12 protein-coding genes and 1 pseudogene are annotated in these 14,160 nt (G+C 70.1%); 8 read left to right on the top strand and 5 right to left on the bottom strand.

The features are described 5' to 3' along the window. Positions 1 to 12 precede the first annotated feature (12 nt). Positions 13 to 1,305 (bottom strand): M50 family metallopeptidase, encoded by a 1,293-nt coding sequence (locus QM591_RS10900; RefSeq protein WP_415132427.1) that lies wholly within the window; start codon positions 1,303 to 1,305, stop codon positions 13 to 15. Positions 1,306 to 1,370: 65 nt separating this feature from the next. Here QM591_RS10900 and QM591_RS10895 point away from each other — a divergent pair, with 65 nt between their 5' ends. From QM591_RS10895 to pflA, 5 genes are all read left to right on the top strand, one after another. Beyond that, positions 1,371 to 1,979 carry a hypothetical protein gene (locus tag QM591_RS10895; RefSeq protein ID WP_415132426.1) on the top strand — a complete coding sequence of 203 codons (609 nt, stop codon included), beginning with the start codon at positions 1,371 to 1,373 and terminating at the stop codon, positions 1,977 to 1,979. 80 nt (positions 1,980 to 2,059) lie between these two features. Continuing rightward, positions 2,060 to 2,761 (top strand): DUF1775 domain-containing protein, encoded by a 702-nt coding sequence (locus tag QM591_RS10890; protein WP_415132425.1) that lies wholly within the window; start codon positions 2,060 to 2,062, stop codon positions 2,759 to 2,761. A gap of 139 nt (positions 2,762 to 2,900) precedes the next feature. Continuing rightward, entirely contained in the window at positions 2,901 to 4,478 is a 1,578-nt protein-coding gene (locus QM591_RS10885) for a Mur ligase family protein (protein ID WP_415132424.1), read from the top strand. A gap of 153 nt (positions 4,479 to 4,631) precedes the next feature. Then, a complete protein-coding gene (gene pflB, locus QM591_RS10880; protein WP_415132423.1) occupies positions 4,632 to 6,893 on the top strand; it encodes a formate C-acetyltransferase in 2,262 nt (753 codons plus the stop codon). Positions 6,894 to 6,925: 32 nt separating this feature from the next. After that, complete coding sequence (pflA, locus tag QM591_RS10875; protein WP_415132422.1) at positions 6,926 to 7,861, top strand: pyruvate formate-lyase-activating protein; 936 nt, start codon at positions 6,926 to 6,928, stop codon at positions 7,859 to 7,861. On the opposite strand, the gene dxr is transcribed toward pflA, so the two are convergent. Then, positions 7,848 to 8,930, bottom strand: a complete 1,083-nt coding sequence (gene dxr / locus QM591_RS10870; RefSeq protein WP_415132421.1) for a 1-deoxy-D-xylulose-5-phosphate reductoisomerase — start codon at positions 8,928 to 8,930, stop codon at positions 7,848 to 7,850. The two genes, pflA and dxr, sit on opposite strands and share 14 nt — an antisense overlap. Before the next feature lie 32 nt (positions 8,931 to 8,962). Further along, entirely contained in the window at positions 8,963 to 9,952 is a 990-nt protein-coding gene (locus QM591_RS10865) for an FKBP-type peptidyl-prolyl cis-trans isomerase (RefSeq protein WP_415132420.1), read from the bottom strand. A 131-nt stretch (positions 9,953 to 10,083) separates the two neighbouring features. Between QM591_RS10865 and QM591_RS10860 the strand changes: the two genes are divergently transcribed. Continuing rightward, positions 10,084 to 10,863, top strand: a complete 780-nt coding sequence (locus tag QM591_RS10860) for a lysophospholipid acyltransferase family protein (RefSeq protein ID WP_415132419.1) — start codon at positions 10,084 to 10,086, stop codon at positions 10,861 to 10,863. A gap of 26 nt (positions 10,864 to 10,889) precedes the next feature. Here QM591_RS10860 and QM591_RS10855 read toward each other — a convergent pair whose 3' ends face one another. Next, positions 10,890 to 11,360, bottom strand: coding sequence for an OsmC family protein (locus QM591_RS10855; RefSeq protein ID WP_415132418.1), 471 nt, complete (start codon positions 11,358 to 11,360; stop codon positions 10,890 to 10,892). A 120-nt stretch (positions 11,361 to 11,480) separates the two neighbouring features. Between QM591_RS10855 and QM591_RS10850 the strand changes: the two genes are divergently transcribed. Continuing rightward, complete coding sequence (locus QM591_RS10850) at positions 11,481 to 12,485, top strand: asparaginase (protein WP_415132417.1); 1,005 nt, start codon at positions 11,481 to 11,483, stop codon at positions 12,483 to 12,485. A gap of 58 nt (positions 12,486 to 12,543) precedes the next feature. After that, positions 12,544 to 13,677 carry an alanine dehydrogenase gene (gene ald, locus QM591_RS10845; protein ID WP_415132416.1) on the top strand — a complete coding sequence of 378 codons (1,134 nt, stop codon included), beginning with the start codon at positions 12,544 to 12,546 and terminating at the stop codon, positions 13,675 to 13,677. A 39-nt stretch (positions 13,678 to 13,716) separates the two neighbouring features. Here the strand turns inward: ald and QM591_RS10840 are convergent. Then, positions 13,717 to 14,160, bottom strand: a pseudogene (locus QM591_RS10840) (hypothetical protein); the annotation flags it as partial.

Below are 14,160 nucleotides of genomic sequence, written 5' to 3'. Positions count from 1 at the left end.
GCGCGCGGCCGGTCAGCCGAGCAGTTTCACCGGGTTGACGATGTCGGCGAGGATCAACACGCCGCCCATCCCGATGAGAGCCACCACCACGATCAAGGTGAGCGGCACGAGCCGCGTCGCGTCGACGGGCCGGGGCGGCGGACGGCGGAAGAGGCGCGCCCACGCGCGCTTGACCCCGTCCCACAGTGCGACGACGACGTGCCCGCCGTCCAAGGGCAGCAGCGGCACGAGGTTGAAGACGAACAGAGCGATGTTCAGGGCGGCGAGGAGCTCGAGGATCGCTGCGGCCCGGTTGAGGATGGGCGCATCGACGACGGCGACCTCTCCCGCCAGGCGCCCCGCCCCGACGACCGAGAGCGGACCGTTCGGATCCCTCCCGGCGCCACTGAAGGTGTCGACCGCCGTCTGGTACACCCGCGCCGGCAACTGACCGATGATGCCCACGACCTGTCCCGTGCGCTCGAACGTCGTCGCCGCCCCCTCCCAGATGGGCTGGGGCACGGGAGCGACGGTCGCGGTCATGCCGACGAACCCGACCTCGGCCGTCGTGGTCGTTCCGTCGGCCTTGGTGATGGAGCGCTCCGCCAGCAGCGGCGTCACCTCGAGCGTCCGGCGCTCACCGTCTCGCTCGATGACGACATCCAGCCGTTCGCCCGGCGAGGCCTGGATGATCTTCGTCGCCGCCTCGAAGTCGGCCACCGCGGTCCCGGCGACCGACACGATCCGATCGCCCGGACGGATGCCGGCGGCAGCGGCGGGAGACTGCGGATCCCCCGGCTCGCACGCGCCACGGTTCTCGGTCGCGGGAAGGACGCAGGCATCGACGGCGGCGATGGTCGTGGTCGGGGTCTGGACACCGATTCCCGACAGCACGATCGTCATGAAGACGATCGCGAGGAGCAGGTTCATGATCGGCCCACCGAGCATCACGACGATCCGGCGCCATACCGGGAGCTCGTAGAACGCACGGCGGTCCCCTCGGCCCACCAGTGTCTCGTCGTTGGCGGCGCGGGCGTCCTGGACCATGGTCGCGAAGAAACCGCCACCCAGGCGCGTCTCTCGCGGCGACGGCGGGTACATGCCGGACATCGAGATGAAGCCGCCGAGCGGAAGCGCCTTGACCCCGTAGGTCGTCTCTCCGATGCGCCGCGACCAGAGCGTCGGGCCGAGACCCACCATGTACTGTCCCACGCGCACGCGGAACAGCTTCGCCGGCAGGAGATGCCCGATCTCGTGGAGAGCGATCGAGACGCCCAGTCCGAGCACGAGGATGACGACCCCGATGACGAATGCGATGACGGTCACGATCGCTCAGGCTACTCGGACGAGCTTTGAATTGGCCGCGCCCCGCGCCCGATAGGCTCGGAGTCATGCACGAACGGGGGCGGGCGACGCGACGCGAGCGCGCTCTGCGCGGTGCCGCGGCCGCGGTCATCGCCACCGTGCTCGCCGCGACCGCCCATACCCTGGCCGGAGGCGGTGCGCCGGCGTGGTGGATGGTGATCGGCGTCGCGCTCCTCGTCCTGCCCTGCAGCGTGTGGCTCGCGGGTCGGCGGATGGGCGCGGCGGGAACGATGACGAGCGTCCTGCTGACCCAGGCTCTGCTGCACGTCGCGTTCGTGCTCCTGGACGGCGCCGCAACCGTCCGGATCGGCGGCGGACACCACCACGGCTCGACGGCAGCGCTCGTGACCCTCTCGATGCCGAACGGCGAAGCGGCGTCGCACGCGCATCTGACCCCGGGCATGCTCGTCACTCACGCCGTCGCCGGAGTGCTGACGGTCATCCTGCTGCTGACCGGCGAAGCCGCCGTGCGTCGGATCGCCCGTGGTCTCCGCTCGGCGGTAGCGCGCGCCCTCTCACCGATCGTGTCGCCACCGCGCCCGCGCTTGCTCGCTCCGGCGCACGCTGTCACCGGCCCCGCGCCGGTCTTCCTGTCCGTGCTCTCCCGAAGAGGTCCGCCCGCCGCGGCGTTCTGATCCTGGCCGGTCTCAACCGGCTCTCGTCGCCGGCTTCTCCGCCCGCGGCGCATCGACCTCTTCACACAGAAAGCACCCTCATGACTCGATCCGTTTCCTCGCGCCGTCGCGCGCGGCTGACCGTCGGCGGCGTGGGCCTTGCCGCCGCGCTCGTCGTCGCCGCCCCCCTCGCCGCATCCGCCCACGTCCACGTCACACCGGAGGAGGCGGCGGCCAACTCCTCCACGCGACTCGCCTTCAGCTTCAGCCACGGCTGCGACGGCTCGCCGACGACCGCCCTCACCATCGACATCCCGGAGGGCGTCGACGGGATCACTCCCGTGCTCGACGGCGCGTGGACCATCTCCCGCGAGGTCGGCACCGACGGCATCCCGACGCAGGTCACCTTCACCGCCCTCACCCCGGTGGAGGACGGCGTGAGCGCCTCGGTGGCGCTCGAGGCGATCTTCTCCTCCTCCGTCGCCGACTCCGACATCGCCTTCCCGGTCCTGCAGACCTGCCAGACCGGCGAGACGAACTGGAATCAGATCGCCGAAGAGGGACAGGAGGCCCACGACCTCGATGCCCCGGCACCGGTGGTCGCGGTCGGGCCCGCGGCAGCCTCGACCGGTGACGGACACGGCGACGGCGGAGACCACGATGCCACCGGCTCCACTCCGAAGGCCGAAGGATCGGCAGCGTCCGACGCCGCCGATCCCGTGGCTCGTTGGCTCGCCGGCGGCGCGCTCGTCGCCGCCTTGGCCGCTCTCGGTATGACCCTGTTGCGACGCCGGGCGTCCTGACGACCGCACGGAGGGGATGCGCTCGACGCGATCCCCTCCGTGTGCCCCGGCACCGACCGTGCCGCCGCTGTTCGTCAACCGTGAGGCACACGTGCGCCGCCGGGGAGGAACGGGCCTCGGATGAGAGGATGGACGGGCCATGTCCGACATCGCCCCCACGCCGCCGGTCCTTCGTCCCGAGCACACTCCCTCTCGGTCGCTCGCCGATCTCGCCGACCGCTTCGCCGACCGCGTCATCGGTGACCCTTCCGGCGTGAGTGTCCGCGGCATCACCCTGGCCACCGGCGATCTGCGTTCGGGTGAAGTGTTCGTCGCGATCGCGGGAGCGCACCGTCACGGCGCCGAGTTCGCCCCGGAGGCCGTCGAGCGCGGCGCCGTGGCGATCGTGACCGACGAGGCGGGTGCCGTACCGGCTGCAGCGACCGGTGTGCCGGTGCTCGTGGTCGACGACCCGAGGGCACGTCTCGGCGATCTCTCGGCGTGGGTCTACGGCACCGACCGGGACATGCCGCTCTTGCTCGCGATCACCGGAACGAACGGGAAGACGAGCGTCTCTCATCTCGTCGAGGGCATCCTCGCGGCGCTCGGGATCGTGACCGGCCTCTCGTCCACCGCTGAACGTCACATCGCCGGTCAGGTGATCCCGTCCCGGTTGACCACGCCCGAGGCCTCCGAGATGCATGCCTTGCTCGCCCTCATGCGAGAGCGTGGCGTGCACGCGGCCATGCTCGAAGTGAGCGCCCAGGCGCTGTCGCGCCACCGCGTCGACGGACTCCTGTTCGACGTGGCGGGCTTCACCAACCTGACCCACGACCACTTGGACGACTACGGCGACATGGCCACGTATCTCGAGGCCAAGCTCGACCTCTTCCGCCCGCACCGATCCCGTCGCGCCGTGGTCTGCATCGACAGCCCCGAAGGGCGCGAGGTGGCCCGTCGCGCCGAAGTGCCCGTCACGACCGTCCTCACCCCCGCGCTGGCCGATGTCGCGGCAGAAGCAGACTGGACCGTGGCGATCGTCGAGGAGCGCCAGGACGGCACGCGCTTCCGCCTGTCGCATCGCGACGGACGCGAGCTGGTCACGACGGTCCCCGTCATCGGCGGCCATATGGCTGCCAATGCGGGGCTCGCGATCGTGATGCTGGTGGAGGCCGGCTACGCCTGGGACGCCGTGAAGGCCTTGCTGTCGGAGGCACGCGTCCCCGCCGACCTGCCGGGACGGATCCAGCGCGTGTCCGGTGACGACGGCCCCGCCGTCTACATCGACTTCGCCCACTCGCCCGACGCCTTCGTGAAGACGCTGGCCGCCGTCCGCCACGTCACTCCGGGGCGTGTGGTCATGCTGACCGCGGCAAACGGTGATCGAGACACGACGAAGCGTCCGGAGATGGGCGCTGCGGCCGTCCGGGGCAGCGACGTGCTCGTCGTGACCGACCAGCACCCCCGATCCGAAGATCCCGCCGCGATCCGGGCCGCGGTGATCGCCGGCGCGCGCGCAGCACGTCCGGACGCCGAGATCCACGAGTGCGCGTCTCCCGAAGAGGCCATCGCCTTTGCGGTCTCCCTGCTCCGCGACGGCGACGCCCTGGTGTGGGCAGGTCCCGGGCACCAGCGCTACCGCGAGATCGCGGGGGTCAAGCGTCCGTTCGATGCGCCCGCCCTCGCTGCCGAGGCCCTCGAAGACGCCGGGTGGCCCGTCGCCGACGTTGTGGACTGACCACAACCTATTCCGCACTTTCGTTGCGTTCTCCACGGAAGTCCACAATCGTTCTGTTGTGGTCTGACCACAAGGGATATCGTGGAGACATCCGGAGCCCCTGGGCGAGTCGTTCCGTCCATCCGGTCCCACGAGGAAGCAAGGAATGCGATCATGACCACCGTCACTCCCGCCGCACAGGACGCCCTCCCCGCTGCATGGAACGGCTTCGCCGCCGGCCCGTGGCAGGACGGCATCGATGTCCGCGACTTCATCCAGCGCAACTACACGCCCTACGAGGGAGACGCGGGCTTCCTCGCCGGGCCCACCGCGCGCACGACCCGGATCTGGAACACGCTCGCGGCGATGTTCCCCGAGGAACGCGAGCGCGGCATCTACGACGTCGACCCGCACACCCCTGCCGGCATCACCGCCCACGCACCGGGCTACATCGCCCGCGAGGACGAGGTGATCGTCGGGCTCCAGACCGATGCGCCACTCAAGCGCGCCATCATGCCCAACGGCGGATGGCGGATGGTCGAGGGTGCCCTGGAGACCTACGGATACGAGGTCGACGAGACGCTCAAGAAGGTGTACTCGGACTACCGCAAGACCCACAACCAGGGAGTCTTCGACGTCTACTCCCCCAATGTCCGCGCCGCCCGCAGCTCCCACATCATCACGGGCCTCCCCGACGCCTACGGCCGCGGACGCATCATCGGCGACTACCGCCGCGTCGCGCTCTACGGCGTCGACGCCCTCATCGCGGCCAAGAAGGTCGACAAGCTGGGCCTGGACACCATGCCGTTCACGGAAGAGGTCGTCCGCCAGCGCGAGGAGCACGCCGAGCAGATCCGCGCCCTCGCCGAGCTCAAGGAGATGGCGGCCTCGTACGGCTTCGACATCTCCGGTCCCGCCACGAACGCCCGCGAGGCCGTGCAGTGGCTCTACTTCGCCTACCTCGGTGCCGTGAAGGAGCAGAACGGCGCCGCGATGTCGCTGGGCCGGACCTCGACCTTCCTCGACGTGTTCGTCGAACGCGACCTCGCCGCCGGCGTGCTGACGGAGGAGCAGGCGCAGGAGATCATCGACGACTTCGTGATCAAGCTGCGGATCGTCCGGTTCCTGCGCACACCGGAGTACGACTCGCTCTTCTCGGGAGACCCGACGTGGGTCACCGAGACGATCGGTGGCGTCGGTGAAGACGGGCGCCCGCTCGTGACGAAGAACTCCTTCCGCTACCTGCAGACGCTGTACAACCTCGGACCGGCCCCCGAGCCGAACATGACGGTCTTCTGGAGCCCGGCTCTGCCGCAGGGGTTCAAGGACTATTGCGCGCAGGTCTCGATCGACACCTCCGCCGTCCAGTACGAGTCGGACGAGATCATCCGGCCGGCGTGGGGTGACGACGCCGCGATCGCCTGCTGCGTCAGTCCCATGCGCGTGGGCAAGCAGATGCAGTTCTTCGGGGCACGCGTCAACCTCGCCAAGACCCTCCTCTACGCCATCAACGGCGGCCGCGACGAGGTCTCCGGCAAGCAGGTCTCGCCCCTCGCTTCCCCGGTCGGGGACGGCCCCCTCGACTTCGACGACGTCATGGCGCGATTCGACAAGACGATGGACTGGCTGGCCGAGACCTACGTCGAAGCGCTCAACTGCATCCACTGGTCGCACGACAAGTACGCGTACGAGCGCCTGGAGATGGCCCTCCACGACAAGGATGTGCTGCGGACGATGGCATGCGGCATCGCGGGCCTGTCGGTGGCCACCGACTCGCTCGCGGCGATCAAGTACGCCACCGTGACCCCGGTTCGCGATGAGCGCGGCATCGTCGTCGATTACGTCATCGAAGGCGAGTTCCCGACGTACGGCAACGACGACGACCGCGCCGACGACATCGCCGTCGACCTCGTCGAGCGGTTCATGGCGAAGATCCGCCGTCACCCGATGTATCGGAACGCCCTTCCGACGCAGTCGGTGCTCACGATCACCTCGAACGTCGTCTACGGCAAGGCGACCGGGAACACCCCCGACGGCCGTCGCGCGGGAGAGCCGTTCGCCCCGGGAGCGAACCCGATGAACGGACGCGACACGCACGGCATGCTCGCTTCGGCACTGTCGGTGGCCAAGCTCCCGTACTCGCAGTCGCAGGACGGGATCTCGCTCACCAACACGGTTGTCCCTGCAGGACTCGGTCGCACCAAGGAGGAGCAGGTGCACAACCTCGCCGGTCTCCTCGACGCGTACGTCGGGTCGGAGGGGTACCACATGAACGTCAACGTGCTCAACCGCGAGACGCTCGAAGACGCCATGGAGCACCCGGAGAACTACCCGCAGCTCACCATCCGGGTCTCGGGCTACGCGGTGAACTTCGTGCGGCTCACGCGCGAACAGCAGCTCGACGTGCTGTCGCGCACCTTCCACGGCTCGATGTGACGACACCCGTCCCGCGAAGGAGAGCTGAAGACATGGCTGCGACGATGCTCCGTCGCCCCGAGGAACCGGCGCCGATGCACGACGCGGCGCTGCCGGACGACGCGGTGCGCCTGGAGGTCCCCCTCCAGGCGCCCGCGGCACGCCGCGCCGGTGCGGGTCTCGACGGGCTGCACGTCGAGACCCTCGACCACCACGACCGGCTCACCGCGATGCGCGAGGGCCGGCTCGGTTCCGTCCACTCCTGGGAGCTGGTGACCGCCGTCGACGGCCCCGGCACCCGGCTCACGACGTTTCTCAGCGGATGCCCGTTGCACTGCCTCTACTGCCACAATCCCGACACCCTCGCGATGAAGGACGGCAAGCCGGTCACCAGTGACGAGCTGCTCGCGCGGATCGGCCGCTACGTCGGCGTCTTCCGCGCCACGGGCGGCGGCATCACGCTCTCGGGCGGCGAAGTCCTGATGCAGCCGGCGTTCGCCGCGCGCATCCTTCGGGGCGCGAAGGAACTCGGGATCCACACGGCCCTGGACACCTCCGGCTATCTCGGCCAGAACGCGACCGATGCGATGCTCGACGACACCGACCTGGTGCTGCTCGACGTCAAGAGCGGCGACCCCGCCACTTATCGCCGCGTCACCGGCCGAGACCTCGAGCCGACGCTCCGCTTCGGGCGGCGGCTGGCAGACCGCCCCGATGGCCCGGAGATCTGGATCCGGTACGTCCTCGTCCCGGACCTCACCGATGACGCCGCCTCGATCGACCGCGTCGCCGAGTACGCGGCGGAGCTGAACACGCGGCGCGCGGGGGCGGTCTCTCGCGTGGAGGTGCTGCCCTTCCACCAGATGGGCCGCGACAAGTGGGATGCCGTCGGGCGGTCGTATGAGCTGGCCGACACGCCCGCTCCGTCGCCGGAGCTCACCGAGCGCGTGCGTGCGCAGTTCCGGGCTTACGGCCTCACGACCTACTGATCCGGCGATCTGCTTCGACCCTCGCCCAGCGCTCCGCCTCCGTCAGCGTCTCCCGGGTCAACCTCGAGGGTGGAGTGTGGGCATCCACGACGTGGGACACCGTGTCGAGGATCCCGAGGAAGTCGAGCTCGCCGTCGTGAAAAGCGTCGACGGCCTGTTCGTTGGCGGCGTTGAACACGGCGGGATAGGTGCCACCGGCTCGGCCGACCTGCTTGGCGAGGCGGACGGCGGGAAAGGCGTCGTCGTCCAGGGGTTCGAAGGTCCAGGACGTCGCTCGGGTCCAGTCCAGCGGGGCGCCTACGCCCGCCACACGGTGCGGCCAGTCCAGCCCGAGAGAGATCGGCAACCGCATGTCCGGCGGAGAGGCCTGCGCGATCGTCGACCCGTCCACGAACTCGACCATCGAGTGCACGATCGACTGCGGATGGACGACGACATCGATCGCGTCGTACGGCACACCGAACAGCAGGTGCGCCTCGATCACCTCGAGCCCCTTGTTCACGAGCGTCGCCGAGTTGGTCGTGACGACACGGCCCATGTCCCAGGTGGGATGGGCAAGCGCCTCGGCCGGCGTGACGGCCGACAGCTCTTCTCGGGTTCGGCCTCGGAAGGGCCCCCCCGAGGCGGTGAGCACGAGCCGGCGCACCTCACTGGGCGCGCCCGCCTGCAAGGCCTGGGCGATGGCGGAATGCTCCGAGTCGACCGGGACGATCTGCCCGGGCGCGGCGATGGCGGTCACGAGCTCTCCGCCGACGATGAGGGATTCCTTGTTCGCCAGCGCCAGGGTTCGTCCGGTCTCCAGAGCGGCGAGCGTGGGCCCGAGGCCCACCGATCCGGTGATCCCGTTGAGCACCACGTCTGCTGCCACGTCGCGCACGAGCGCCTCGGCCTCGGCGGCCCCGAGCGCGGTCGCCGAGACGCCGAACTCGGCGGCTTGCCTCGCGAGGGCGACACGATCGCTGCCGGCCGCGAGCCCCACGACATGGAACCGGTCACGGTTCGCGCGGATGACATCGAGCGCCTGCGTCCCGATCGAGCCGGTGGAACCGAGGATCAGGACGCGCCGCATGGTTCCCACCCTAGGACCCTGCGGTCACCGGCTCACTGAGCGGCAGCGGCGTGCTGCACCCCGAGGATGTCGACGACGAAGACGAGCGTCTCGCCCTTCAGGTCGGCGTCGTTGATCTTGCCCTCGCCGTAGCCGTCGGCGGGCGGGATCACCACGAGCACCTGCGACCCGACGGTGTGACCGTCGAGGGCCTTCTGGAAGCCCTTGACGAAACCGGTGGTCTGCGCGGAGTACGGAGTGCCGCTGGCCCAGGTGTCGCCACCGTCGAAGAGCTTGCCGGTCGACCACCGCATGCCGCGGAACTGGATCAGCACGGTGTCGCCGGAGCGCACCTCGGGGCCGTCACCCTTCTTCAGGGTCGCCACCTCGGTCTTGGTGGGCGGGTCGGCGTCGGGGATGGAGATCTCGGGCGCGCCGTCATCGCCCGTCGTGACGGTGGGCATGCCGGGCACCGGCTCCTGCTGCTCGCCGGACGCGGCGGTCGGGACGACGGAGAGGAGATCGATCACGTACACCTCGGCAGCGGCGGCCGGCGTCGACTCGGTCGCCTCGGTCGCGGGGAAGGTCGCCACGATCCGCGTTCCCGGAGCGCTGCAGCCGAGCAGCTGCCCGAGACCGGTGGCAGCCGAGATCTGCGTCGGCAGCATCTCGCCGGGCTTGTATCCGGCAGTTCCGAGGGGCTTGCCCGTCTCGGCGCTGAAGGCGTTGAAGGCGAACGAGATGTAGTCGCCCGCGACGAGCGGATCCCCCTTGCCCTTCTCCAGCACGCTGACCTGGACGTCGTCGACCGTGAGCGGTGAGGCGAACTCGACCTTGTCGGGCTCGGCTCCGAACTTGCCCGAGACGGACACGGCCTTCGACGCGTCGCCCGGCGCCGCCATCGCGTCACACAGGTCCACGGCCGCCGTGGCCGTCGGGCTCGCCGTCGGCGTGGGCGCCTTTCCACCCAGTCCGGCGCAACCGGCCAGCAGAAGCGCCGATGCAGCGGCGATGGACACGGTGGCGAGCGGGCGAAGACGCACGAAGAGACCTCACGAGTGAAGGGAAGCACCCCGGCCGGGGCAGAACCCTCCTATCCTGGCGCATCTTCTTCTGTCCCCGCTGTGAAAGCGTCATACCACGCCCGGAATGCGATCGGGAGTACCCTCGTCTGGTGACTGAACCCCAGACGCCGGAACCGACTTCGGTGGAGGCATCCAGTGACGACGTCTCGGGAGTGGGCTTCACCTACGTCGTCGGGCGGTGGGTCGTCGCTCCGCTGGCCCGGCTGATCTACCGGCCTCGCATCGAAGGCGCCCAGCACATGCCGCGCAAGGGTCCGGTGATCCTGGCGAGCAACCACCTGTCGTTCATCGACTCCTTCGTCATCCCGATGTTCGCGCCGCGGCCCGTTTACTTCCTTGCGAAGTCGTCGTACTTCGACGGCAAGGGCATCGCCGGCTGGATCAGCCGCCAGTTCTTCACCGCGATCGGTGCGACACCGGTGCAGCGGGGCGCGGGGCAAGCGGCTCTCGATGCTCTCGACCAGCAGCGACGCATCCTGGAGTCGGGACGCGCCATCGCCCTGTATCCGGAGGGGACCCGTTCCCTCGACGGCCGCCTCTACAAGGGCCGCACCGGCGTCGCGTTCCTCGCCCTGGAATCGGGAGCCCGAGTCGTGCCCGTGGGCCTCATCGGGACGAACGAGGCGATGCCCGTCGGCGCCAAATGGCCCCGGTTCCGCCCGCGCGTGACGATCCGGTACGGAGAGCCGCTGGACCTCTCCCATCACGGTCCGGCCTCGTCGGGCCGCGCGCGCCGGGCGGCCACCGACGAGATCATGGCCGCGATCCACGCACTGTCGGGCCAGGAGCTCGCCGGGTCATACAACGAGGCTCCCGCACAGAACCCGGTGGAACGCCTGAGGCAGGTCCTTCCGCACGAGCGGCGCTAGCCGTCGGCGGGAGTGGGCGTTCGGCGTCAGGCGACGCTGATGACCGGCTCGTGACGAACCGGGAAGTTCACGCTGTTGGCGATGAAGCACCAGGCATTCGCCTGGGCATGCGCCGCCTCGGCCGCTGCCCGCATGCTCTCCTCGGCCACGACGACCCTCGGGCGCAGGACGACCTCGCGGAAGGCGCCGCCGCCGGCGCCGTCTTCCACCATCGTGCCGCTTGCGTCGTCCTCGTACGAGACCACCACGACGCCGGCCTGCACGCAGGCGTGGAGGTAGGAGAGCAGGTGGCACTCGGACAAGGCGGCCAGGAGGAGGTCTTCGGGGTTCCATCTGGTGGCATCGCCACGGAACGGCTTGTCGCTGGAGGCCGCGATCTCGGGTTTGCCGTCGACGGTCAAGGTCACGGCGCGGTCGTAGTCGCGGTATCCGCTCGTTCCCGACCCGCGATTGCCGGTCCAGGTGGCTTTCACGGCATATCGATGTTCGCCCCACACGCCGACCAGTCTGCCACCGCTCCGGCGGAGTGGAGGTCAATGGCGGGCGCCCCCTCGACGGGACGCCAGGTCCCGGTGGTCATGACCAGGCGGACGGAGCTGCGCGTTAGGCTGACGGGCGTGCCGCAGACCTTCTCCGTGTCCTCCGCCGTCGAGCTCGCCGTCGTCGAACGCAGCGGGTTCATCGAATCTCGGCACAGCGGTGCCGCCCTGGTGTTGAGCCCCGACGGCGTGGTCGTGGAGAGCCTCGGCGACGTCGATGCCGCCATCCTCCCGCGGTCGAGCATGAAGCCGCTGCAAGCCCTCGGTTGCGTGACGGCGGGCGCTCCCCTCGAGGGCGAACGGCTCGCGCTGGCCACTGCCAGCCACTCCGGCACCGATCGTCATGTCGCGGTCGTCCACAGCATCCTCGACAGCGCGGGCCTCGATGAGGGCGCCTTGCAGTGTCCGCCCGCATGGCCCGGTGACGCGGATGCGCGCGACGACATGGTCCGGGCAACCGGAGAGCCGCAGCGCGTGCGCATGAACTGCTCGGGCAAGCACGCCGCGATGCTCCTCGCCTGCGTGACCAACGGATGGGAGACCGGAGGCTATCTCGACCCGTCTCACCCGCTGCAGGTGCACCTGCGCGAGGTCATCGAACGCCTCACCGGAGCGAAGGTCGGCGCGACGGCCGTCGACGGATGCGGCGCGCCGGTCTACGGCATGTCTCTCACTGCGCTCGGCCGGGCGATCCACCGCATCGGCACCGCATCGGAGCGCTCGCCCTTTGCCCTGCATCGCCTCGCGGGCACTCTCGTGCGGGCCGTGAGAGAGAACCCGTGGACGATAGACGGGCCCGGGCGCCCCGACACGATCGCGATCGAACGGCTCGGCGTGTTCGCCAAGGGCGGCGCAGAAGGGGTCATGGTGATGGTCGCCCCCGATGGGACGACGGTCGCGCTGAAGGTCCTCGACGGGAGCGGGCGGGCCGCGACGGCGATCGCCCTGTCTCTGTTGGAGAGGCACGGAGCGTTGACCTCGAGCGAGGTTGCCGCCACGATGGCTGTGCTCCCCCTTCGCGTGAGCGGGGGCGGAGCCGACGTCGGCGCAATCCGCCCGACGGCGTCCACGCCGGGGACGTGAGCCGCCGGCCTGCCACGAGCCCGGATCATCACCCCTGACGCGGGCGCGAGAGGAACCCATGAGGATCAGCGTCCCCACCGAGATCAAGAACAACGAGTACCGCGTCGCCCTGACACCGGCCGGCGTGCACGACTTGGCGGTGAGCGGCCATGAGGTGTTCGTGCAGCGCGGCGCGGGCGCCGGTTCGTCGATGACCGATGCGGAGTACGCGCAGGCGGGGGCGACACTGCTCGACGACCCGGCGGAGGTCTGGGCGCGGGCCGAGCTGGTGCTCAAGGTGAAGGAGCCGATCGCGGCGGAGTACGACTACTTCCGCGACGACCTGGTGCTGTTCACCTATCTCCACCTCGCGGCCGATCGCCCCCTGGCCGAGCGACTCAGCGAGAGCGGGATCACGGCGATCGCCTACGAGACGGTGCAGCTGCCCGGAGGCGGCCTGCCCCTGCTCGCCCCGATGAGCGAGGTGGCCGGCCGACTCGCTCCGACCGTGGGGGCGCACACCCTGATGCGATCCTCCGGCGGAATCGGTGTGCTCATGTCGGGCGTGCCCGGCACCCGTCCCGCCACGGTCACGGTCATCGGTGGCGGCGTCGCCGGCGCGAATGCCGCGGTGATCGCCGCGGGCATGGGCGCCGACGTCACCGTCTTCGACACGAACATCGCCCGGCTGCGCTTTCTCGACGACCATTTCCAGGGACGCGTCAAGACAGCCGCGTCGAACCCGCTGGATCTTGATCGGGCCGTCGTGTCCAGCGACCTCGTGATCGGGTCGGTCCTGATTCCGGGTGCGAAGGCACCCAAGCTCGTGACGAACGAGATGGTCTCGCGGATGCGGCCCGGATCGGTTCTCGTCGACATCGCCGTCGACCAGGGCGGCTGCTTCGAGGACACGCGTCCGACGACGCATGCAGAGCCCACGTTCACCGTTCACGGGAGCGTCTTCTACTGCGTGGCGAACATGCCGGGCGCCGTGCCTCACACCTCCACGTCGGCGCTGACCAACGCGACACTCCCGTACGTGCGGCGAATCGCCACGCTGGGCTGGGAGGGTGCCCTGTCGGCCGATCCGGCGCTGGCGGCAGGCCTGAACGTCACGGCGGGATCGATCGTGAACGCCGGGGTCGCCGAAGCGCACGGAATGCCGTTCGTCGCGCGCGACTCGGTGCTGACTCCCGCCGCCGTCTCACACTGAGATCGCCGGCGACCGGAAACCGGCGATCCTTCGGGACGGTCATCCCGGTAGCACCACTCGCGACACGACTCCGGCCGCCACTTCCCACGCGCGGCGTGCGTGAGGCGTGACGACCGGCGGGAGCTCGCGGATGCCGGTGAGCGCGCGGAACTCGCCCGCGCACGCGGCGTCGATGACCATCACGGCGTCGGCCCGGGCCTGTGCCAGCGCACGCCAGTGGCCGAGCCAGGACTCGGGAGTGCCCCACACGACGCGTCCCGGCCCGATGGCGGCCTCGGGGGCATCGACGCGGGCGACCTCGCTTCCCCCCTTCTCCCATATCGACGCCACTTCCGCTCCGCGCGGGCCGGGAGCGCTGACGAAGGCCACGGGACGGCGGCCGGGTCGCCACGCCGGTTCGGCGGCGCCGGCCGCCGGCTCGGACGAGGACGGCGGCGTCCACAGCACCTGCGCGAGCGCTTCGCCGACCCGCGCGCGTCCGGG

The organism is Microbacterium sp. (genome assembly GCF_047607225.1).
In the GTDB taxonomy this organism is placed as follows: domain Bacteria; phylum Actinomycetota; class Actinomycetes; order Actinomycetales; family Microbacteriaceae; genus Microbacterium.
This window is presented reverse-complemented; position numbering and strand designations above follow the sequence as displayed.